General features: G+C 34.9%; 23 protein-coding genes and 1 tRNA gene. 22 read left to right on the top strand and 2 right to left on the bottom strand.

The annotated features are described in order from the left end of the window. Positions 1-26: 26 nt before the first annotated feature. The 6 genes from A9G25_RS10790 to A9G25_RS13230 all read left to right on the top strand — a co-directional run bounded on the left by A9G25_RS10790 (position 27) and on the right by A9G25_RS13230 (position 5359). Positions 27-605, top strand: a complete 579-nt coding sequence (locus tag A9G25_RS10790) for a thymidine kinase (RefSeq protein ID WP_065626919.1) — start codon at positions 27-29, stop codon at positions 603-605. 180 nt (positions 606-785) lie between these two features. Then, positions 786-1994, top strand: a complete 1209-nt coding sequence (locus A9G25_RS10785) for an aldose 1-epimerase family protein (RefSeq protein ID WP_065626918.1) — start codon at positions 786-788, stop codon at positions 1992-1994. Between the two features lie 237 nt (positions 1995-2231). Continuing rightward, positions 2232-2825 carry a UbiX family flavin prenyltransferase gene (locus A9G25_RS10780; RefSeq protein WP_034910921.1) on the top strand — a complete coding sequence of 198 codons (594 nt, stop codon included), beginning with the start codon at positions 2232-2234 and terminating at the stop codon, positions 2823-2825. Positions 2826-2843: 18 nt separating this feature from the next. Continuing rightward, positions 2844-3281, top strand: a complete 438-nt coding sequence (locus A9G25_RS10775; protein ID WP_065626917.1) for a hypothetical protein — start codon at positions 2844-2846, stop codon at positions 3279-3281. Positions 3282-3762: 481 nt separating this feature from the next. After that, complete coding sequence (locus A9G25_RS10770) at positions 3763-4812, top strand: hypothetical protein (RefSeq protein WP_065626916.1); 1050 nt, start codon at positions 3763-3765, stop codon at positions 4810-4812. Between the two features lie 421 nt (positions 4813-5233). Next, positions 5234-5359 carry a hypothetical protein gene (locus tag A9G25_RS13230; RefSeq protein ID WP_255307114.1) on the top strand — a complete coding sequence of 42 codons (126 nt, stop codon included), beginning with the start codon at positions 5234-5236 and terminating at the stop codon, positions 5357-5359. Positions 5360-5473: 114 nt separating this feature from the next. On the opposite strand, the gene fabB is transcribed toward A9G25_RS13230, so the two are convergent. Continuing rightward, a complete protein-coding gene (fabB, locus tag A9G25_RS10765) occupies positions 5474-6685 on the bottom strand; it encodes a beta-ketoacyl-ACP synthase I (protein ID WP_034910913.1) in 1212 nt (403 codons plus the stop codon). 262 nt (positions 6686-6947) lie between these two features. Between fabB and A9G25_RS10760 the strand changes: the two genes are divergently transcribed. Together A9G25_RS10760 and A9G25_RS10755 are read left to right on the top strand one after the other, a co-directional pair. Next, positions 6948-8213, top strand: coding sequence for a putative DNA modification/repair radical SAM protein (locus A9G25_RS10760; protein ID WP_065626915.1), 1266 nt, complete (start codon positions 6948-6950; stop codon positions 8211-8213). 2 nt (positions 8214-8215) lie between these two features. After that, positions 8216-9031: a TIGR03915 family putative DNA repair protein gene (locus A9G25_RS10755; RefSeq protein WP_065626914.1), complete on the top strand. Its 816-nt coding sequence runs from the start codon at positions 8216-8218 to the stop codon at positions 9029-9031. A 116-nt stretch (positions 9032-9147) separates the two neighbouring features. On the opposite strand, the gene A9G25_RS10750 is transcribed toward A9G25_RS10755, so the two are convergent. Beyond that, positions 9148-9906 carry an MlaA family lipoprotein gene (locus A9G25_RS10750; RefSeq protein ID WP_065626913.1) on the bottom strand — a complete coding sequence of 253 codons (759 nt, stop codon included), beginning with the start codon at positions 9904-9906 and terminating at the stop codon, positions 9148-9150. A 126-nt stretch (positions 9907-10032) separates the two neighbouring features. On the opposite strand from A9G25_RS10750, the gene A9G25_RS10745 reads away from it, so the two are divergent. The 14 genes from A9G25_RS10745 (at position 10033) to A9G25_RS10680 (ending at position 24076) form a co-directional block, all read left to right on the top strand. Further along, a tRNA-Arg gene (locus A9G25_RS10745) sits at positions 10033-10104 on the top strand. Positions 10105-10346: 242 nt separating this feature from the next. Then, on the top strand, positions 10347-10880 hold the full coding sequence (locus tag A9G25_RS10740; RefSeq protein WP_141675086.1) for a tyrosine-type recombinase/integrase: 534 nt from the start codon (positions 10347-10349) through the stop codon (positions 10878-10880). Positions 10881-11110: 230 nt separating this feature from the next. Then, a complete protein-coding gene (gene dusA, locus A9G25_RS10735; RefSeq protein WP_065626911.1) occupies positions 11111-12073 on the top strand; it encodes a tRNA dihydrouridine(20/20a) synthase DusA in 963 nt (320 codons plus the stop codon). A 104-nt stretch (positions 12074-12177) separates the two neighbouring features. Continuing rightward, on the top strand, positions 12178-14193 hold the full coding sequence (rep, locus tag A9G25_RS10730) for a DNA helicase Rep (RefSeq protein ID WP_065626910.1): 2016 nt from the start codon (positions 12178-12180) through the stop codon (positions 14191-14193). 498 nt (positions 14194-14691) lie between these two features. Next, positions 14692-14898: a hypothetical protein gene (locus tag A9G25_RS10725; protein WP_065626909.1), complete on the top strand. Its 207-nt coding sequence runs from the start codon at positions 14692-14694 to the stop codon at positions 14896-14898. A 194-nt stretch (positions 14899-15092) separates the two neighbouring features. Next, the gene (locus tag A9G25_RS10720; RefSeq protein ID WP_065626908.1) at positions 15093-15563 is read left to right on the top strand and encodes a YhcH/YjgK/YiaL family protein; all 471 of its coding nucleotides are present in this window, start codon (positions 15093-15095) and stop codon (positions 15561-15563) included. Between the two features lie 25 nt (positions 15564-15588). Then, positions 15589-16524 carry a sugar kinase gene (locus tag A9G25_RS10715; RefSeq protein ID WP_065626907.1) on the top strand — a complete coding sequence of 312 codons (936 nt, stop codon included), beginning with the start codon at positions 15589-15591 and terminating at the stop codon, positions 16522-16524. A 232-nt stretch (positions 16525-16756) separates the two neighbouring features. Next, positions 16757-19597, top strand: a complete 2841-nt coding sequence (gene uvrA, locus A9G25_RS10710; RefSeq protein WP_141675092.1) for an excinuclease ABC subunit UvrA — start codon at positions 16757-16759, stop codon at positions 19595-19597. 182 nt (positions 19598-19779) lie between these two features. Further along, positions 19780-20382 (top strand): glycerol-3-phosphate 1-O-acyltransferase PlsY, encoded by a 603-nt coding sequence (plsY, locus tag A9G25_RS10705; RefSeq protein WP_065626905.1) that lies wholly within the window; start codon positions 19780-19782, stop codon positions 20380-20382. 210 nt (positions 20383-20592) lie between these two features. Then, complete coding sequence (recR, locus tag A9G25_RS10700; RefSeq protein ID WP_065560888.1) at positions 20593-21198, top strand: recombination mediator RecR; 606 nt, start codon at positions 20593-20595, stop codon at positions 21196-21198. A 66-nt stretch (positions 21199-21264) separates the two neighbouring features. Next, positions 21265-22083, top strand: a complete 819-nt coding sequence (locus A9G25_RS10695) for a pyridoxal phosphatase (protein ID WP_065626904.1) — start codon at positions 21265-21267, stop codon at positions 22081-22083. 22 nt (positions 22084-22105) lie between these two features. After that, a complete protein-coding gene (gene truC / locus A9G25_RS10690; RefSeq protein WP_065626903.1) occupies positions 22106-22813 on the top strand; it encodes a tRNA pseudouridine(65) synthase TruC in 708 nt (235 codons plus the stop codon). Positions 22814-22960: 147 nt separating this feature from the next. Beyond that, a complete protein-coding gene (locus A9G25_RS10685) occupies positions 22961-23377 on the top strand; it encodes a DUF4878 domain-containing protein (protein ID WP_065607199.1) in 417 nt (138 codons plus the stop codon). 84 nt (positions 23378-23461) lie between these two features. Continuing rightward, a complete protein-coding gene (locus A9G25_RS10680; RefSeq protein ID WP_065626902.1) occupies positions 23462-24076 on the top strand; it encodes a YiiX/YebB-like N1pC/P60 family cysteine hydrolase in 615 nt (204 codons plus the stop codon). Positions 24077-24147: the final 71 nt, after the last annotated feature.

The following is a 24147-nucleotide window of genomic DNA, read 5'->3' as shown; positions in this document are numbered from 1 at the left end:
TTTAATCTAATTTCGAGAACTTAATTTTGTCTAAAATCTATTATATATATGGCGTAATGAATGCCGGAAAATCCACAGAGCTTTTACAAATTGACCATAATTATTTAAGTAATAATATGCAGACTTTATTACTTAAATCATCAGTCGACACTCGTGACTCGGCAGTTGAAATTGTTTCTCGCTTAGGATTACGCAAAAAAGCGTTACAGCTTGATGACACAACGGTTGATGAAATTATTGAGCATATCAAACAAAGCAATTATGCCTGTATACTAATCGATGAAAGCCAGTTTTTATCGCGTAATACTATTTGGAAGTTATCTGATGTATGTGACGAATATGGCGTACCAATCATGTTTTTTGGTATCAAAACCGATTATATGGGACACCTGTTTGAAGGATCTAAAACGCTACTTGAAATTGCTGACAATTTTAGAGAGCTCAAAACCGTATGCTGGTGTGGCAAAAAAGCAACCATGATCTTATTGGAAGGACAAGACGGTGAAATTGTTAAATTTGGAAATTCTATTCATCTAGGTGATAGCGAATACCACTCAGTATGCCGAAAACACTGGAAAGCAGGACAAATAAGACCTAAAAACTGAACCTCTTAATATTTCACACTTATTTCACTTTATAAATCACTTGTATATATACATATATGATTTTGGGAAAAGTGTGAATAAACTCTCATTTTTACGATTTTCTTTTTGTTGATTCTTTTTATTATATGTCATATTAACTGACACGATTCAGTATTATCTTGTTAACTATGAGGAATCACCATGAAAATCAAAATTATTTCACTAGCTGTTGTGATTAGTTTAGTTAGTTATAATGCCAATGCTAAAGAATTTGTATTAACTGATAACGAAAAAGGTATTGCCAAAGGTAATTGGTCAGTTTCAAATCAAGATTTAGGAATAAAAGGTTCAAAATTCGCTATTCAAAATACGATCCTTAAAGGTGGTAAACAAGACGGAACTGAACTACTAACAATTTCTAGTGATAATTTCACTATTAAATTAATTCCAACTCGTGGATTAGGTATTTTGTCTGTTGTTGGTGATGGTGTTCGCATGGGATGGGATTCACCAGTAGATGAAGTAGTTCATCCTAAATATATTAACTTAGAAAGTCGAGCTGGGCTTGGTTGGCTAGACGGTTTTAACGAAATGATGGTTCGTTGTGGTTTTGAATGGACAGGCCATGCTGTGCAAGATAGTGGCATCATGTATACGCTTCATGGTCGTGCGCAAAATACACCTGTTTCTAAATTAATTGTTGATGTATCGGACAAAGCACCGTACACCATTACAGTTAAAGGGTTAATTAAAGAAAATACTTTCAAAAAAAGCAATTTAGAAACTTGGGCATCGCTGATCTATGTGCCAGGAAGTAGAGAATTTACGGTCCACGACGTTCTCACCAATAAGAGTGATTATATCCGTGATTATCAAATCATCTACCATAGTAATTTTGGTACACCTATTCTTGAAGATGGTGCTAAATTTGTTGCACCAGTTAAAGAAATATCTCCATTTAACGATTATGCAAAAGGTGGCCTTAATACGTGGCAAACTTATCTAGGTCCAACTAAAGATTTTGATGAAATGGTATTTAATGTTTATCCTTTTTCTGAGGAGAATGGCGAAACACAAGTTATGGTGACCAATAAAACTGGCGATAAAGCAGCAGGTATTAGTTTTAATACTAAACAGTTACCCGTACTATCATTATGGAAAAACACCGATACCCTCAAGCAAGGCTATGTTACAGGCTTAGAGCCAGGCACCAGTTTCGCTTATCCAGTGACTATCGAACGTGAGCAAAAACGTGTACGTCAACTTAAACCAGGACAAAGCACTGAATTTACTTTAACTTATAGTTTATTATCTAGCAAAGATGCTGTAACAAAATATGAACAAAAAATAAAAGCTATTCAAGGTAAGCAAGAAACAAAAATTGTAAATGAACCAATAGCTAAAGAGTAAATTATTAAAAATGGCTACCAACCTTATATGGTAGCCATAAAACAACTTAATAATCTCAACACTTTTCCCTTATTTTAATATTCATGATAGTAGCCTTAGCTACTTGATTCACTATCAATAGATAGGTATAGTCACTAAATTAATAACTAGCTTTAATATCACTTATTTTTGAATGTACAATATAATTTGTAGGCTAAATAAAATAATGATTAACAATTTTATTAATATAGGATAAACATGACTCTCCAGCGGATAGTGATTGGCATTAGTGGTGCAACAGGGTTTGCTTATGGAATAAAAGCGTTAGAGCTTTTAAAATCACTTGATATTCAGACTCATTTAGTAATATCAAAAGCAGCACAAATAACGCGCGCTTACGAATTTCCTAACACCAGCATAGCACAAATAGAATCACTAGCTGATAAAGTATATTCTGTCAACAATATTGGTGCGGCCATTGCAAGCGGATCGTTTAAAACTATGGGTATGCTAATTGCACCTTGCTCAATGAGGACTCTGGCTGCCATAGCACATGGCTTATCAGATAACTTACTTACTCGTGCTGCTGATGTTGCATTAAAAGAGCGTCGTCGCTTGGTATTAATGGTTCGTGAATCACCCTTAAATTTAACTCACCTAAAAAACATGGAAACCGTGACACTTATGGGGGGTGTAATATGCCCGCCAGTACCAGCTTTATATCAGCATATTGAATGTTTGGATGATATCATCACCCATAGCGTAGCAAGAGCACTTGACCTATTTGATATTAACATCCCATCGCTACCACGATGGGGCGAAGATCTGCACCTAAACACTAAAACTGAATAACACCAATAAATAAAAAATATGCAAGCCGACTCTAAAATCATAAAATTTATTAAAAATAATCATGTATTATCGCTAAACGTAATCTTACCTGACAACAAACCATGGGCATGTAACACCTTTTATGTTTTTGATGAATCGGTAATGTGTTTGTATCTTCTTTCCGAATTAAAAACCGAACACGCTAAAGCCATGTTAACAAACCCACTAATAGCGGGCACCATCAGTATTACGCCTAAGACGGTTGCACAGATCCAAGGGATCCAATTTCAAGCTCAAGCAACACGATTACAAAAACAACAAGCTGAGCATGCCTATGCGTTATATTATCGGGCATTTCCCTTTGCAAGAGTACTCAAAGCGCCAATCTGGGCATTACAGTTACATTATGTGAAAATGACGAATAATTTACTGGGATTTGGGCGTAAAATTTATTGGAAAAAAGAAAAAGATTTTTAGATTTCTCTAAAAACTATAATCTTACTCCCCCTTCCTGTAATTAACTGATCTTCAATGGAAAATTCAATAAAATCAATGAACCACCTGAACGATTTTAGAGTAAAAACACGCCTATAGCATCACAATATTAATATGCTTGCCTTATCACAGCATCAAAATATACCGATAACGAAATAAAGCTAGCACGTCAAACTGGGCTGTTGGGCGTGTTTGTGTTTTAGATGTTATCAGCAATATTAATCATTCCGTAAAAATCAAAAAGTCCTAAAGCTAACACCCTATTTTAATTATAAAATTCACCTATCTCTAAAGCTAATCGTTTTCATCTTTACATTTCTTTACAAAAAAGTCCGCCAAAAAACTAGCCAACTATTTTTTAAATGGTTATACTTTTATCGCTGTAGGAAAACAAGCTTATTAAATAAGCAAATAATTATAAAAATTCAAATAAAACAAAATATTACTTGACAGGTGAAACGAAATGCAGTACCATTTTAGGCACAAGGCACAAGGCACAAGGCACTGGCAAACCTATGTCTTAAATTTATCAAATAATCCTATTCGACAAGTTTTTACTCGAAACTTATTTATATCTTCGAAATTATCGCTCAAATCACCTAAAACAGCTTTGCTAGTATTAGCATTGTTATTATTGTCATCTTCATCGAATTTACAGGCATTGAATGGTAAAAAAGCTCGAGCAGGTAATCGTAGTGATGCAATAATGCTACAACCGTCGCCAGTTATCAATTATGTAAGGCCGCATTTATCTAACCTATGTGCAGGCTCAGCTGACATATGGAATCCTAATAAGGGCTTTTTAGTTCAATCTACCAATCCTGAATCATACAGCCTAAATTTTCCGACTACAGGTGGGCATAATTTATATTTTGATTTACTCATAACAGGAATAGAACCAGAAGAATTAACATGGGAACCCGTTACTTTGGGGGGAATTACTGCAACAGTGACAAATGTTGTAGCTAATGATTGGTGGATTCCTTATGAAGATAGGGGACAAGTTGTCGCCCGTGTTAAGTTAACAGGTCCAGAGGCAAGAAATCAATGGCTTAATCCGAATCCTAACCCAATTGCTAAGCCAAGGTTACCACAGACGTTTGAGTTAGTGGGTAGAGATATATATGGCGGTGAGGTAGTAAAATATGGATTTGTATTAAGGCAGTGGTTCGTCAATCGGGGGTCCGAACGGAAAGATTATAGAGACCAGTTAGCATGGTGTAATAGTTTGGGTTATCGAATGCCACGGGTAAGAGATTTAACCAATTCAAACTATAATAATTTAGGCGCCACGCCGTCGTCTGGGAGGAATCGTTACCAGCGTCACATAGGCGCTGGCTTTTTCACGGAGTGGGGCGACGTGGTCGACTACACTGATGCGGGCTTCGTCTACATCGGCTACTGGACGAGCGACGCTACAGGTAGCAACCAGTTCGCTGTCTACTCGGTCGACGGCCACGTCAGCAGCTACAGTGCCAGCTTCTCCCTCTATGGCCTTTGCACCGCACCTTAGCTTTTAGCGTTTAATTCTTAATCCTTAGGGAGCGGAAGGGGGTTACGGTGCTTGAGAGGATAATATAACAAAGAATAAAGCCCCCGCGTAAGTTGGGGCGCTGAGCAGGCAAAGCCTGCGAGCCTAGCGCTTTAATGACAGAAAATCAAAATAGCACCCCAACCGATACGACTTAAAAGCTTGCGCTTTTGTTATTAACTGGCTGTTATTAACAAGTTGCCATTAATAGCTATTATCAAATAACAAAAGCGCTTTTATTAAAAAGCCAAATTCAATGTAATAAAAAAATAACTAGCCTATAAATGTTTGATTTTATTTAGAAACGTAAATAAAAACTTCAATAAAATCAATAGCCTATCTGAACGATTTTAGAGCAAAAAACACACTTATAGCACCACAATGTTAATGAGTTTGCCTTATCATGGCGTCAAAGCCGAATGCAGGTAATTGTGTGGATGTCAAAAAGATAAATAAAATTGAAGCTATTGTTAAAACCGAAACTTTGTTTGTTACTATTGGTTTTATTGATAAGATTGCTGCTGAATAAACACGGCTATTTTTAAGTAACGTTTTATAAATATTTAATTTTTATTATCAATCCTACAAAAAACCGTTCAATCTAGAACGGTTTTTATTGATTGATATTAATTAAATTTACTTATTAAGCTTTATATTTTTTCATTACAATTGAGGCATTAGTGCCACCAAAACCAAAGCTATTTGACATGACTGTTGTTAGCTCACGCTCGGTTGGTTCAGTAATAATGTTCATGCCGATTGCTGCTTCATCAAGTTCATCAATATTGATACTTGGTGTAATAAAGCCATGTTCTAACATTAATAATGAATAGATAAGCTCTTGCGCACCTGTTGCACTTAATGAGTGACCAGTCATTGATTTGGTTGAAGAAATAGCAGGGATGTTATCGCCAAATACTTGTTTGATTGCCCATAATTCTTTGACATCACCAACTGGGGTTGATGTGCCGTGGGTGTTGATGTAATCAACTGGTACATCTAAATCTTGAATGGCAAGTTGCATACAGCGCATTGCGCCTTCACCTGATGGGGCAACCATGTCATGACCGTCTGATGTTGCGCCATATCCAACCAGTTCGCCATAAATATGAGCACCACGAGCAAGCGCATGTTCTAATTCTTCAACCACAACCATACCTGCACCGCCAGCAATAACAAAACCATCACGGTTTTTATCATAAGCACGTGATGCCTTTTCTGGGTTATCGTTATATTTTGTTGATAAAGCGCCCATGGCATCAAATTCGCAAGACATTTCCCAGCAAAGTTCTTCACCACCACCCGCAAAGACGATGTCTTGTTTGCCAAGTTGAATAAGTTCAGCAGCGTGACCAATACAGTGAACTGATGTCGCACAAGCAGATGTCATTGAGTAGCTAATTCCTTTAATTTTAAATGGAGTTGCTAAGCAAGCCGAAATCGCCGATGACATTGATTTGGTTACAGCATAAGGACCTACACCTCGTAATCCCTTTTCTTTCATTCCAGCTACTACATTGTATTGTGTTTTAGTTGAGCCACCATAACCAGCAATTAAGCCAGTACGAGGGTTAGAGACTTGTTCAGGGGTTAATTTTGCGTCTTCAATAGCCTGTTGTAAAGCAAGATAACCGTAAATAGAAGCATCATTCATAAAACGAACAACTTTGCGATCAATGAGCCCAGTAGTGTCAAGTTTTACATTTCCGCATACATGGCTACGCATTCCGCTGTCTTTCATTTCTTGAGAAAAGGTAATACCGCTACGACCTACTTTTAGTGATTCTAAGACTTCTTTAGTATTATTTCCAATACTTGAAAGAATTCCTAACCCTGTAATTACAACTCGTTTCATTTACTATTTAGCTCCTAAGTTATCTGGCTTCATATAAAAAAGTCTGTTGATTATAGCGTACAGTTGTAAGCTGAACAATACCTTGCCATGTTTTTATTTATATCTTTTGATATTGCCTTAATTCTTTATATAAAAGTAATCAAATCAATAGAATTGCTTAAGTAGCGTAGGTAATAGTAATTTTGTCAACAATATTTACTTGCTAAGCTTTATATGATTATTGTACACTGTATAAATGAACAGTTATTTTGGTGAGCACAATATGAACGAAAAAATGATAACTAAACTTGAGATATTAGCTGAATCGGCAAAATATGATATTTCTTGTTCATCAAGTGGCGCTTCAAGAGGTAATAAAGGTAAAGGCATTGGTAGTGCACATAAGTCTGGTATTTGTCATACATTTACTGCCGATGGGCGATGTGTTTCGTTACTTAAAATTATGCTAACTAATTATTGTATGTTTGATTGTGCTTATTGTATTAATCGTCAAAGTAATGATATTCCAAGAGCAGGTTTTACACCCCGTGAGTTGGCTGATTTGACCATTGAATTTTATCGTCGTAATTATATTGAAGGTTTATTTATTAGTTCAGGCATTGTAAGAAGTCCTGATCATACCATGGAAAGAATGATTCGAGTAGTAAAGATTTTGCGGAATGAATATGGTTTTAATGGCTATATCCATATGAAAGCGATTCCTGGTGCTAGTAATGAGTTAATTAATCAAGCAGGTTTATTGGTTGATAGAATGAGTGTTAATTTAGAAATTCCAACTGAAGAAAATCTTAAATTATTAGCACCAGATAAAGATCATCAAAGTATCTATCAACCTATGCGACAAATACATCAGAATGTGTTAGAAAATATCGAAGATCGCAAAAAATTTCGCACTGCCCCCAAATTTGTACCAGCTGGGCAAAGTACTCAAGTTATTATTGGCGCAACCGATGAATCCGATAAACAGATTTTGCAATTAACCGCCAAGCTTTACAAACGCCCAAGTATGAAACGAGTTTATTATTCGGGGTTTATTCCTGTGAATGGTTACGACAAGCGGTTGCCTGTTGTACAAGATGTACCAAGAGTGCGAGAAAATCGTTTATATCAAGCCGATTGGTTATTGCGTTTTTATGATTTTAATGTTGATGAAATTGTTAATGATCAATATCCTGATCTTGATTTAAGCGTTGATCCTAAACTGGCTTGGGCTATCCGTAATCCGCAGTTTTTTCCCGTTGATGTTAACCGTGATAGCTATCAAAAAATTTTGCGAGTGCCAGGGATCGGTGTTAAATCGGCCAAGCTAATTGTGATGGCAAGACGTCATCGTAAGCTTACTTTTGATGCGCTTAAACGTATTGGTGTTGTTTTAAAGCGAGCAAAATTTTTTGTTGTTTGTCATGAAATGAGAAAATTTAAATTGCTTGATTCTTCGGCCGAATATATCCGACTATCGTTGCAAGATCCGCCTTTGTTAGAAGATAAACAAGATAATATTTCACAGCAATTAGTCATGGAGTGGTAGACATGTTGGCGTTTTATTATGATAAAAGCTTTGAAGGATTGCTATGTGCGGTATTTGATGCTTTTAAACTCAAAAAGATGCCTGAATGCCTGTTGGCTATTGAACAGGTTGAACCGCTATTAGTGTCTAATAGGCATAATGTTGAATTTTGTGATCTTAAATATGAGCGTGTACGTGTGGCGTTAATTAATAAGATTAGTAAAGTGGCGCTTCGTCATTTAATGTATGTTTGGTTATCAGAATTGCCTGAAAGTGATTTAATTGTTTTTCGTTATATTTGCAAGGTATTCAAATCATCTAAATCAATCGAAACGGATTTTGCCGATAAAGATGTGTTATCTGTACATGATATTGCCAAAAAAGTTAGTCGGGAGCGACATCGTATAATGCAATTTGTACGTTTTAGTGCAATTGACAATCCTCTTAAAGATACGACAGTGCCTAATGAAAGGGAAGATAAGATCTATTTTTCGAATATCGCTCCTATTTATAACGTATTGCCTTTGGTTCTTAAATTTTTTAAAGATCGTTTTGCCGATCAAAAGTGGGTTATATATGATGAAAAGCGCAAATATGGTTATATCTATAATTTACACAGTATTGAACCGATCTCGCTCGTTGATAAAGATGATCTGATTATTAATAGTCAGGTGAATCAACATTATCTATCTAAGGACGAAGTACTATTTCAGAATATGTGGTTACGCTATTGTAATGCATTAACTATAAAAGAACGAATCAATCCTAAATTACAACGTCAGCAAATGCCAAGCCGATTTTGGCAATATTTGCCAGAAATGAAATCAATCTCAAAATAAATATGTAAATAAAAAATGATTAAATTAGTATCATCATAAATAAAAGAACATAAAAAACCGCCAATTAACGGCGGTTTTTTAACATGATTTAATAAAAGCGTATAATTTAACAAAAGTTATTGTGAATCGATATCATTAATAACATCATTAATCGATTCTTCACGTTGTTTTTGCTTGCTTTCGTCCACTTTACCACCCGATGCCACAAAGTCATTACGTTGGAAGTAAGCATTACGCATAAAGTTATAAGGATCATCGCTATTTTTAATTAAATCTTCATACTCGATCGCCACTGCACGTGCTTCAATACCGTCAAACGCACCACGCACTAAAGCCCATTGCCAATCTAACCAAACAAGTGGTGGATAAAGAGAGTCAACTACGCTACCACCTTCGTTTCTTAACGTTGCTGATCCATAAAACGGTAACACAACATAAGGACCATAAGGCACATCGTAATGGCCTAGTACATCACCAAAACTCCGTTTGCCACCTTTTTGTAATTGTGGATCAGACATGCTAGCAACATCCATCAAACCCGCAAAACCGAAAACGGTATTTAAAAAGAATCGTGCTAAATGTGTACCAGCTTTATGAACGTCACCTTGTAATAAGTTGTTCACCATTGAAGCGGGTTCAGAAAGGTTAGATGAAAAGTTAACTACACCTGTACGAACTGGAGACGGAACATAATCTTTCCAAGCTACTGCGGCAGGACGCAAAACATAGGGATCAAGCGCATAGTAGTTAACATCAAACATGGTTTTGTTAAAACCTGATAACGGATCACTATAGGAATTAGTTTCGGCTTGATAAGTAGCACAACTTGTGAGTGCCATTACAGAAAACATCATACCAACAATTCGTTTTTTCATAGTATCTTCGATTAAAAGTAATGAGGTTAATGATGATGCGATTGTATCATGATTACTTAAAATAGAAAATTTTTCGTTATTTAAATGGCATTATCTAATAAAATTTATTACAATGTCCAACCCTATGACCTCATAGTTAAATGGATATAACAAGCCCCTCCTAAGGGCTAGTTGCAGGTTCGATTCCTGCTGGGGTCGAAATTGCAAGCAAGATTAAAAACGATATTCTCCGATTTAAATCTTATTTCAACATATTTTTATAGTGTTTTGATACGACCCAATACGACCTTAAACGATTGACAACGCAAACTATCTAACGGTATATTTTAATTCCGTGACCAAAAATACCGTCATTATTCTAACCATAAAAGCCATTGAAATCAGCCAAACCCAAATAAAAACCGTACAAGTTACCAGACTTTGAGAGCCTATATCTATACATCACACCCACAGGTACTAAATCTTGGCGTTACGATTATCAGTTTAACGGTAAAAGAAAAACTTTACTTGCCAATATCGCTCAAGGAAATACTTTTAAGAAAATAACCTTTGAATGGTTTGATACAAAAAAACGAAATTGGTCTATTAATACCAGAGAGATGATTGTTCGGTATTTTGAAAAAGATATATTCCCGTTTGTGGGTGATATGGATATCGCGCAAATTAAGCCCCTTGAAATGCTAAACTGTTTAAAACAGATAGAAAATAGAGGTGCATTGGAGATCGCAAAAAAGATGCGACAACGATGTACTGAGGTTTTTCAATATGCAATTATTACCGAAAGGGCTAAAAGCAATCCAGTGCGTGAATTTATGAAAGCGTTGCAATCGTATTCGGGTAATATTTTTGTTAGCTATGCGACGGAATTATTAATATTGACTGCTGTTAGTGTAAATAGCCCAAACTTCGATACATGGTTTGTTCCCCATGTTTTTGCTATTTGTTGTTTGCTAAACGTCTTGGATTCAAGATAAATAATCTTGGTTCTTTCTCTGATTACAGCGGTACAACGATATAGAGGTGTTCCGTCTGCACGAATACGTTTCTCTATGATATAATAAGCCATAAATTGTTTACCCTAAATTATTTTGTCCTATCAACGTGGGTGCCTGATAATGAAAAAATATCTCGAAATAGGTAAAAATAAGCAAAAATAATATTTCTGAAATAATCAGTAAAAACAGCTATAAACATTGGTATATCAATGAATTCAACAAAAAATAAATTTTCTATCGCTCCTATGTTAGATTGGACAGATAAACATTGTCGTTATTTTCATCGAATTTTAACAAAGAAAACATTGCTATATACCGAAATGGTGACTACTGGCGCAATTTTATTTGGAAAAGGTGATTATTTAGTTTTCAACAATGAAGAGCATCCAGTTAGCTTTCAACTAGGCGGTAGCGAGCCTAACGCATTAGCGCAATGTGCAAAATTAGCGCAAGAGCGTGGTTATGACGAAATCAACTTAAATGTGGGATGTCCATCAGATCGCGTACAAAATGGTATGTTTGGTGCTTGTTTAATGGGAAATCCAAATTTGGTTGCCGATTGTATCGCTCAGATGCAAGATCAGGTTGATATTCCCGTTACGGTAAAAACAAGAATTGGTATTGATGATTGTGATAGTTATACTTTTTTGTGTCAATTTATTGAAAAGGTGATGCCTTACACCAAAACATTTATTGTACATGCGCGCAAAGCATGGTTATCAGGATTAAGCCCAAAGGAAAATCGTGAAGTTCCACCGCTTAACTATGAACGTGTTTATAAATTGAAACAAGATTATCCCAATTTAACTATAGCCATTAATGGTGGCATAAAAACGATTGATGAAATAAAATGCCATTTACAGCATGTTGATGGTGTGATGGTTGGGCGAGAGGCATATCAAAATCCACTGTTACTTACTGAAATTGATACGCAAATTTTTGGCACCGATACCCCTGTCATCGATCCGCTATCTGCTATTCAATCACTTTATCCTTATATCGAACAACAGCTAATGCAAGGTGCACAACTTAACCATATTATGCGGCATACTTTAGGTATATTTAATGGACGTAAAGGAGCAAGACAATGGCGGCGTTATCTTAGCGAAAATGCGCATAAAAAAGGGGCTGGGGTCGAGGTTGTTGAACAGGCTTTAACATTCATCAAATAATATTTAACAAAATAGCAATTAAATTCGCTTAATAATGACGCTAATTGTACACTGCTAGTATATCGTTATATACTAGCTCACATTTTTACTAATGGTTTTATTCTGTGCGTTTAAATTCAAGTCAACAAAAAGCCGTTGAATATGTTTCAGGGCCGTGCCTTGTTTTAGCTGGGGCAGGTTCTGGCAAAACTCGGGTTATCATTAACAAAATTTCCTATTTAATTCGTGTTAAAGAATATTTACCACGCCATATTGTTGCGGTTACCTTTACGAATAAAGCTGCACGCGAAATGAAAGAACGTATAGCTCAAGCACTTAGTAAACAAGAAGCAAGGGGGCTTAAAATATCAACATTCCATACGCTAGGGTTGGATATTATTCGCCGAGAGTATACACATCTGGGAATTAAATCTAACTTCTCACTATTTGATGATCATGATCAAACAGCGTTACTCAAGGAACTAACTCATCAATGGTTAGAAGATGATAAGGATCTGATTAATCAATTACGCTCAACAATCTCAAATTGGAAAAATGATCTTGTTGATTCAACGATTGCGATGGCAAGAGCGCAGACGAATAAAGAGAAACTATTTGCTCACTGTTATCAATTGTATGAAAAACAATTAAAAGCTTGCAGTATATTGGATTTTGATGATCTTATATTATTACCCACACTCTTATTAAAAACCAACGAAGAAGTCCGCGAAAAATGGCAAAACAAAGTTCGTTATTTATTGGTTGATGAATATCAAGACACCAACACAAGTCAGTATGAATTTATCAAATTATTGGTTGGTAACCGAGCTAAATTTACTGTTGTTGGCGATGATGATCAGTCTATTTACTCTTGGCGTGGTGCACGACCACAAAATTTAGTATTACTTAAACAAGATTTTCCCAATTTAGAAGTGATCAAGTTAGAACAAAATTACCGATCATCGGGTCGGATTTTAAAAGTGGCGAATATCTTAATTGAAAATAATCCACATATCTTTGAAAAAAAACTTTTCTCAGAACTGGGTTATGGTGAAACATTAAAAGTTATTTCAGCCGATAGCGAAGAGCATGAAGCCGAAAAAGTTATCAATCACCTTATTGGTCATCGCTTTGCGCATAACAGTCAATATGGTCAATATGCTATCTTATATCGTGGCAATCATCAGGCACGACTAATTGAAAAGATACTCATGCAATATCGGATACCGTATCGAATCTCTGGCGGTACATCATTTTTTGCTCGAATTGAAATTAAAGACCTAATGGCATATTTGCGATTATTAACTAATCCAGATGATGATAATGCGTTTATTCGCATTATTAACACACCAAAACGAGAAATTGGTCCAGCAACTATTCAAAAACTTGGCGAATGGGCAAATCATCGAGGTGTTAGTTTATATCAAGCAAGCCATGATATGGGCTTGACCCAATTGCTTTCAGGCAAACGTATGGAATCATTACAAGAATTCATACATTGGTTTGATTCCCTTATTCAAAAATCTCATACTGAACCCATGGAAGCTATTTATGAACTTTTACACGGGATTCATTATGAGAGCTGGGTTTATGAAACCTCATCATCTCCAACATCTGGACAAATGCGCATGCGTAATGTAGAACAATTGGTCAGTTGGTTAAATGATATGTTGCAAGGTGATGATATTGATGACGCAATGACGCTTGAACAAGCTGTCGCGAGATTTACTTTGCGTGATATGTTAGAACGTAACGAGTCCGAAGAAGAACTAGACCAAGTACAACTTATGACATTACATGCATCTAAAGGATTAGAGTTTCCTTATGTCTACTTGATAGGCATGTCTGAAGGTTTATTACCTCATCAAACCAGCATTGATGAAGATAATATTGAAGAAGAGCGCCGTTTAGCTTATGTTGGTATTACTCGGGCGCAACGAGAACTGACTTTTTCATTTAGCCGGCAACGTAAACAATTTGGCGAAACGCTTCAAGTTGAACCGAGTCGATTTTTATTAGAACTACCGCAAGACGACTTAGAATGGCAAGATCAACGTAACGAATTATCACCCGAAAAAAAAATGCAACAAGGGCAAAGTAGACTAGCCATGCTAAAAGCGCAAATTGCCAAGGCTAAGTAACCAAATTTTGACTATTATAAAATAAGAAAAAAAACGATGAAGTTAATAATAAGTGTAATATTAATTTTAACTAGTTGCTTTGTGAATGCTACAGTTTAGATTATAACTCCGAACGCACGCGGCTTTATCAATTAACAAAAAAATTTGAAACGAAAAAATATTACCTAGGTTATATACAAAAGAAGGTAAAGAAATTTTTAGCCAATTTATTGTTTGCAAACTTCTTAAGAATTTTTCAAAAGATAAAATAGATGAAAATTAGATATAACCAATTATATCAACCATATAGTTGAGATCTATTTAACCTTTTCATCAAATAAATCAAACGAAATAACCAGTTAAGATCTAACAAATAACCTAAAACGATTTCAACAAGAAATTATTTTATTAAGCGCTTTTAATATAAAATATTTTGGAGCAATATCTCCCCATATTAATCAGTTTTATAAAGAACCTCCCGATAATGAAAGAGGTGGTGTCATACAGTATAGTGTGAAAATGACGCAATTAGAAATGTTAAAATATTACTACGATGGGTTTAAGAGAATTGCTTTACCAGACTGTTTAACTGAACAATCTAAATTGGATATTATCACCACATTAGAACAATTAGCGGAAAATTACGCAAAATTTATTCCAAAATCGAAAAAAGACAGCAATCATAGAAAAGGCCGAATAATTAATAACTCAACAACCTATATTTAAATCACAGTTATCACATATCATCGAAGTGATGAAAACAAACGAATGTGAAGAAATATGTCAAATAATCTACAAAAACAAGTGACTTATGTATATACTCTTTATCAATTTAATTAGTTTTATCACAGTGTAAGTTAGTTGTAACTAATTTGGTTATCAGTATTAATTTTCATCAATATTTTTAAGGATCATTTGGTATGATTTTAGGCAATATTAATCATTTAGGGTTAATCCCTTATTTACCCGAAAAAATTAAGCAGTCAATTGAATATATTAAAGATAATGTCAATAATAACACGCCTGTGGGACGTTACGATATTGATGGTGATAATATGTTTTTTATGGTGTCAGATAGTACATCGCGATATATTCACGACACTAATCCTGAATATCATGAAAAATATATTGACGTTCAGATTGTTTTAGTTGGGCAAGAGGGTATGGCAGTGAGTACGTTACCGCCATATACCAAAGTGTTAGATAATAAATTAGTAGAAAATGATATTGCTTTTATTGAAACACCAAAAGAAGAAACCTTGTTGATATTACACCCAAATGATTTTATCGTGTTTTTACCTAATGAAGTGCATAAACCGCTTTGTGCAATTGATAATAAGATCGAAACAGTTCGCAAAGTTGTGGTAAAAATCGCGTTAGATTATTTATAAAAAGATTAAGGATGATAGGTATATTATGACTACAAAAATAGCTGTTATTGGCGAATGTATGATTGAATTGTCGATGAAACAAGATTCGACTACACGTGGTTTTGGTGGTGATACGCTTAATACATCGGTTTATTTATCTCGTTTACTAAAAGATAATGATTTTTCAATACATTATGTAACAGGGCTTGGTACCGATCCTTTCAGTCAAGAAATGTTAGATTGTTGGCAAACAGAAAACATTCAAACTGATTTAGTACAAAGAATGTCTGATAAAATACCAGGGCTTTATTCTATTGTTACTGATGAACATGGTGAACGATCTTTTTATTATTGGCGTAATGATGCTGCTGCTAAATTTTGGTTGAAAGCAACTGAAACAGATAGAATAATTCAACAAATTGAACATTATGATTATGTATATTTGAGCGGGATTAGCATTGCTATTTTAGATGCTGAAAGTATCCTTAAATTATTAGATCTTTTAAAACGTGTTAAAGCTAATGGCGGTAAAGTTATTTTTGATAATAATTTTCGTCCACGTTTATGGAGTAGTCTTGATTTGGCTCGTAGTGTTTATGCTGATATTCTTAGCTTTACAGATATTGCATTTTTAACATTAGATGACGAAGATTTATTATGGGGTAAGCTACCTTATGAGCAAGTTATTGAGCGCACAAAACAATTTGGTGTAACTGAAATTGTTATTAAACGTGGCAGTAATAGCTGTATTATCGATTCTGTTGATGGTCGTTTTGAAGTTCCTGCTAATAAAATCGCTAAAGATAAAGTGATTGATACTACAGCCGCTGGTGATTCATTTAGTGCAGGTTATCTTGGAGCTCGTTTAAGTGGAAGAAATCCTTCTCAGTCAGCGTTACAAGGGCACTTGGTGGCTGGCACGGTTATACAATATCGCGGCGCAATTATTCCTTTTGATGCGACTCCAAAATTGATATACTAAGTTGAATCAACAAATGACGGTCATCAATGGCCGTTTTTTCTGCTGTAAAAATAAATATTTTTAGTTTATTTTTGTCAAAAAGTTTCAGGTAACACTGTGTTTTAGTATAAAATTAGCCAAGTAGTATATTCAGCTATATAGTTGTATATTTAATCAAATGTTACTGGTATAATATACAGTTAATTTTCTATCCATTTTGTTTAAAAACACAAAAAAGAAGAGATCTATGTCAATCAAAGATATCGATATTCGTGGTGCGAGAACGCACAATCTAAAAAACATTAATGTAACCATTCCAAGAGATAAATTAGTTGTTATTACAGGTCTTTCTGGATCAGGTAAATCTTCGTTAGCATTTGATACTTTATATGCTGAAGGGCAACGTCGTTATGTTGAATCGTTGTCGGCGTATGCTCGTCAGTTTTTATCATTGATGGAAAAACCTGATGTAGATCATATTGAAGGATTATCACCTGCAATTTCGATCGAGCAAAAATCAACTTCGCATAACCCTCGTTCGACAGTAGGAACTATCACTGAAATTTATGATTACTTACGTTTGCTTTTTGCTCGAATTGGAGAACCTCGTTGTCCAAATCATCATTTACCGTTAGCTGCACAAACGATATCGCAGATGGTCGATAGTATCATGGCATTACCGACTGATAATCGTTATATGCTACTTGCCCCTGTGGTTACCGAGCGTAAAGGAGAGTTTATTAAACTGTTCGAGCAACTTGCGGCTAGTGGTTATATTCGGGTACGAGTGGATGGCGATGTATATGATCTTTCTGATCCCCCAATTCTTGAATTGCAAAAAAAGCATACCATTGAGGTTGTTGTTGATCGTTTTCGTATTCGTGACGACTTAAAACTTCGTTTAGCAGAGTCGATTGAAACGGTTCTTTCGATCACTAATGGTATTGTTAAAGTGGCCAATTTGGATGATCCACAAGCTGAAGAATATTTATTTTCGGCTAATTTTGCCTGTCCTATTTGTGGTTACAGTATTTCTGAGTTAGAGCCGAGATTATTCTCGTTCAATAATCCCGCTGGCGCTTGTCCTGAGTGTGATGGTCTGGGGGTTCAACAATATTTTGACCAAAAACGTATTATACAAATGCCAGAAGTTTCATTAGCTGCTGGTGCGATTAAAGGTTGGGACCGTCGCAATTTTTACTATTTCCAGATGCTAAAATCATTAGCGGATCATTATAAGTTTGACATTGATAAACCGTATGAAAAATTACCTGAGAAGATAAAAGATATTTTATTAAATGGATCAGGTAATACCGAAATTCAGTTTGTTTATTCAAACGATCGTGGTGATGTGGTTAAGCGTAAACATCCGTTTGAAGGGATTATTAATAATTTAGCTCGTCGGTATAAAGAAACTGAATCACAAACCATCCGTGAAGAGCTAGCAAAATATATTAGCCATCGACCTTGTCCTTGTTGTGGTGGTTCTAGGTTATGTACGGCAGCAAGAAATGTGTTTATTAATGATACAAATTTACCAACAATTAGTGATTTAAGTACGCAACAAGCCAAGGATTTTTTTGATAAATTGACATTGACAGGGCAACGAGCTCAAATTGCAGAAAAAATCTTGAAAGAGATCAACGATCGTTTACAATTTTTGATTAACGTTGGACTTAACTATTTAACGCTTTCAAGATCCGCTGAAACATTGTCAGGTGGTGAAGCACAACGTATTCGATTAGCAAGCCAAATTGGTGCAGGTCTTGTTGGCGTGATGTATGTGCTAGATGAACCTTCTATTGGATTACATCAGCGAGATAATACTCGTCTGATTGGCACTTTAACGCATTTACGTGACTTAGGTAATACTGTTATAGTCGTTGAACATGATGAAGAAGCTATTATGGCTGCTGATTATGTGATTGATATTGGTCCTGGGGCAGGGGTTCATGGTGGTGAAGTTGTTGCTCAGGGAACACCCAAACAAATAATGGCATGTAAAACATCTTTAACAGGAAAATATTTATCCGGTAAAGAAAAAATTGAAATACCAACTATTCGCACCAAAGTCGATAAGAAGAAAATGTTATCTCTTATTGGTGCAACCGGCAATAATCTTAAAGATGTGACATTAAATATTCCAATTGGCTTATTTACATGTATCACTGGTGTATCGGGTTCGGGAAAATCAACCTTAATTAATGATACTTTATATCCCCTTGCCCAAAACGAACTCAATGGTGCAGAAAAAACTGAAATAGCACCCTATAAAGCAATCAAAGGACTTAACCATTTTGACAAAGTAATTGCAATTGACCAAAGCCCAATTGGACGTACGCCACGTTCTAATCCAGCAACTTATACGGGATTTTTTACTTCTATCCGTGAACTTTATGCTGGTGTACCAGAATCTCGCTCTCGAGGTTACAATCCAGGGCGCTTTAGTTTTAATGTTAAGGGAGGACGCTGTGAAGCTTGTCAAGGTGATGGTTTAATCAAAGTTGAAATGCACTTTTTGCCTGATATTTATGTTCCTTGTGATCAGTGTCATGGTGCCCGTTATAACCGTGAGACCTTAGAGATCAAATATAAAGGAAAGTCTATTAACGAAATTTTAAATATGACAGTTGAAGAGGGGCGTGAGTTTTTTGATGCTGTGCCAATGATAGCGCGCAAACTGCAAACATTGATTGATGTTGGGCTTTCTTATATCACAATTGGACAGTCAGCAACAACATTATCGGGTGGTGAAGCGCAACGAGTAAAACTGGCAAAAGAATTATCTAAGCGAGATACTGGTCGCACTTTGTATATCTTAGATGAACCAACAACAGGTCTACATTTTGCAGATGTGAAACAATTACTAACGCAATTACATTCATTACGAGATAAAGGCAATACTATCGTTGTTATCGAGCATAATTTGGATGTAGTTAAAACAGCAGACTGGATTGTGGACTTAGGACCAGAAGGTGGTAATGGTGGTGGAGAAATTATTGCCGAAGGGACGCCAGAAGAGGTTGCGAAATCTAAACATTCCTTCACTGGAAAATATTTAAAACCGTTGTTGGAAAAACAAAAAATAGTTTAGGATTATTATTAATTAGCATATAAAGAACAGGCGAAGAGTAACGCCCAGTCTTTTTATATACTCTAATTTATATTATAGTTAGATAAGTACGGAAAATAGACAGAAACTGGATTTATACCGAGTTTGGTAAGATTCTTAAGCGCAACTATTAGCATGGTGTGGTTGATGAAAGGGGTTGTATTTTGACATTGCTAATTGTATTGATGATCGTAGTCGCCTATATTTTTGGATCGCTTTCTGGTGCAATGATCATTAGTTACATCATGCATTTACCTAATCCTTCGGAACATGGTTCTCACAATCCTGGAGCAACCAATATTTTACGACTCAATGGCAAATTACCAGCCATTTTTGTTTTAATCTTTGATATGTTGAAAGGCACAATTCCTGTTTATATTTCATATCGGCTTGGTATTACACCTTTCTTTTTAGGTATTATTGGTATTTTTGCTTGTTTAGGACATATTTTCCCCTGCTTTTTTCATTTTCGTGGAGGAAAAGGTGTTGCAACTGCGTTAGGTATGATGGTTCCAATTGGGTTTGATTTTACGAGTTGCTTTATTTTAACTTGGTTACTTACTTTACTAATAACAGGATATTCTTCGGTATCTGCAATTGTTGGTTTTCTTATGGCACCATTTTATGTTTGGTTATTCAAACCTGAGCTTACTTTACCTGTAGCAATGCTTTCGTGTTTAATTATTGTTCGCCATAATAATAACATTATGCGTCTTTTTAAAGGTGAAGAACCAAAAAGTTATCATCGTAGCAAGAACAAAAGATAGCTTAAAAATTTATACATAATAATGTTATATATTTGAATAGTGCTTTTATAACATAGATTGTACGTTATGTAACATCCTACCTACTTATTTTCTGCAATCTTTTTGATTTTATCGTTAGTTAATTAAACAATAGAATAATTCTTGTTTGATAGATTTTTTAAAAAAGGTATTATTATCTTAAAACTCAAATATGTGGAAACCAAATAATTCATGCAAATAAGCCCATTATTAGAATCACTTATGGAAGCATTGCGTTGTTTACCTGGCGTTGGTCCAAAATCGGCGCAACGAATGGCCTTTCATTTATTACAACGAAATCGACAAGGTGGCATTAAATTAGCTCACGAGCTACATGAAGCAATGATAAATATCGGCCATTGCAAGGAATGCCGAACTTTTACCGAACAAGAAACCTGTACTATTTGTGCAAATGCTCGTCGTCAAAGTAGTGAACAGCTTTGTGTGGTTGAAACTCCAGCAGATATAGTAGCCATTGAACAAACTGGGCAGTATAGTGGTCGCTATTTTGTATTATTAGGGCATTTATCACCTTTAGATGGTATTGGCCCTAGTGATATAGGTCTTGATTTATTGAAAAAAAAACTATCTTCAGAGTCGATTAGCGAAGTTATTTTAGCCACTAATCCCACCGTCGAAGGTGATGCAACAGCTAATTATATTGCGCAAATGTGTGCAGAGTTTAATGTAACAGCAACAAGAATAGCTCATGGTGTTCCAGTTGGTGGTGAACTCGAAATGGTAGATGGTACCACCTTATCGCATTCGTTTGTTGGTCGTCAAAAAATAGAATTATAATTTTATTGAACTTTTAGTACTTAGTCAGTCTTTATAACTAAGATCAGAAATGAAAAGAGGTATTATATGAAGTATAAAGCCGTAGCCTTTGATATGGATGGTACGTTGTTAGCCGGCAATCGTTTAATTTTACCAGAAACAATAGCGGCCATTGAAAAAATTACAGCTAAAGGTGTGAAAGTTATTTTAGTTTCAGGGCGGCATCATTCTGTAATTTATCCTTATTACTATCAGCTCAAATTATCAACCCCGGCAATTTGTTGTAATGGATCTTATATCTATGATTTTGAGAAACAAAACGCTTTTGCCGCTAAACCAATGACGAAAGATCAGGCTAGAATGCTACTAAATCTTGTCAATCAATATGGTATTCATACATTAATTTATACTGATAAAATGATGACTTATGAATTGTTAGATGATCATCTAGAAAACTTTTTTAAGTGGGTTAAATCATTGCCTGAGTTTTTACAACCTGAAATTAAAAAAGTAGACGATTTTGAAAAAGTTATTGAGCAATCTGGCGCTATTTTTAAATTTGCAACAAGTAGTCATAATATACCTGCTTTACAACAATTTTCAAATGCAGTTAATTCCTTAGGTGTGTTTTCGTGCGAATGGTCTTGGTCAAATCGAGCAGATGTTGCAGTTAAAGGAAATACCAAAGGAAATGGGTTAACTCACTGGGCAGAGCACGAAAATATTGATTTAGGCGAAATAGTCGCTTTTGGTGACAGTTATAATGACATAACTATGTTATCTATTGCTGGATTAGGGATTGCGATGGGTAATGCTGATGATGAAGTGAAAGCCAAAGCAAATTATGCCATTGGTGATAATAACGGTCCTAGTATAGCTAAAGAGCTTGAAGAACTCTTTTTATAATTGATATTTTAATAAATATTCTATGTTTGAAATTCTTTATCAAGATGATGACTTAATTGCCATTAACAAACCATCTGGTTGGCTTGTGCATCGCAGTTGGTTAGACAAAACTGAAACAGTTTTTGTGATGCAAACATTGCGTGATCAAATCGGTCAACATGTCTTTCCTATACATAGGCTAGATAGACCAACCTCTGGTGTTTTGTTGTTTGCTCTTTCTAGTGATGTAGCAAGAATTATGTCAGAAGAATTTGCAAAAAAACAAATTGAAAAAACGTATCATGCGATTGTGCGCGGTTATGTTGAGGGGGAAGCGGTGATTAATTACCCTTTAGTTGAAGAATTAGATAAAATTGCAGATAAATTTACTAATAAGAATAAACCAGCACAAGATGCCGTCACATTTTACAAATCTATAAGCAAAATTGAAGTTCCGATTAAGGTCGGCAAATTTGAAACAGCAAGGTATAGTTTTGTTGAATTAAAACCACAAACCGGTCGTAAACATCAACTACGTCGCCATATGAAACATATTTTCCATCCGATATTGGGAGATAGCAAACATGGTGATTTACATCAGAATCGTGCATTTGCAACTTACTTTAATATCAAACGATTGATGTTACATGCAAGCAAACTTGAAATCAAACATCCAATCCAACATAAACCAATGATTATTGAAGCTAAATTAGATCAAAGTTGGCAAGATATCCTTTTAAATTTTAAATAGTAGTTATTATTCCATATTACTTTGCAATTATTTGATTATATAGTATTATTTTGTCGCTTTCTGTGATTCTTTCTGTGGATTTAATTTAGGATCATAATTCTAACATATTAATATTAAACATAAATAATACTAGGAACGGAAATAAAAATGAAATTAGTAATAAAGTTTTTAAGCATTTTCTTATTAGCACTTATGGTAACAGCATGCTCGAATGATGATTCTCCTGAAAAAGTATCAGAAAAATTTATCACAGCAATCTATAAAGGTGATACAGATACAGTTATGAGTCTAATTAATTTTCCTAAAGATAGTGATAACACAGATATGGATATGAGAATGTTTGTTAAGAGTAAAATGCAAGAAGCGTTAGTGCGTGGGAAAAAATTCACCGATGATCATGGCGGACTTGATAAAGTTGAATCTGCACCAGCAGAATATACCAATGATGAAAAAACTATGGCTAAAGTGAAAACTACTGTATTTTTTAAAGATAATACTAAAAAAGAGGAAAAAAATATATCAGTAATCAAAGCTGATGGTAAATGGTTAATTAACCTTAAATAAAGTAGTTATATTATAACTATTTTGTTCTCAAAAATTATAAAAGGGTAAATATTATTTGCCCTTTTTAATTAAGAATGAATTTTGATGAAGTATTGCAGATTTTTTCTTATTATTTTTATTATGCTAGTAAATTTAGTTTTTGCTAGCGAGCCTGTTTATTTTTCAAATTCAACAGCTAAATTGCCTTATTTAATTAAAGTAGGGGATTGGATCTTTAGAAAAGGCGTTCAAACCGATAGCCTTATTGTCAATCAATTAGGTGGTGGAGATTTTTCACATATTGGTATGATTATATCAATCAATCCAGAAATTAGAATTATTCATGCTACGACTAGCGATGATGAGGACCATCCTAACCAAGTTATTGTATCAACTTTAGCAGAGTTTATAACGCCTGAACTAGCCGAAACATATGCTATAGCAAGACCTAATTTTTTATCTGAAATGCAAAAGCAAAATATAGTCGATGATCTTTTAACAAAGAAAGGACAAGCTTTTGTATTAGCACCCCGTGAAGAGACACATCTTTATTGTACAACGTTACTTTTTGATTCGATTATTAAATTCCAACCTGATTTTAATATTGAATGGAAACACACTCATTTTCCTTCATTAAGTGGTTATTATTTATTTCCAAGTGCATTTGCTAATTATCCAGATATTACCTGGATCTATAAATATCCCGAAACATCAGGATAATATTGTACAATTTGTTCTAGCATAAAATAAAATTTAAACACATATTTTGTGTGATCTTTTTGAGGAATATG

This window comes from Gilliamella sp. Bif1-4 (assembly GCF_001690535.1).
Lineage (GTDB): Bacteria > Pseudomonadota > Gammaproteobacteria > Enterobacterales > Orbaceae > Gilliamella > Gilliamella bombi.
This window is presented reverse-complemented; position numbering and strand designations above follow the sequence as displayed.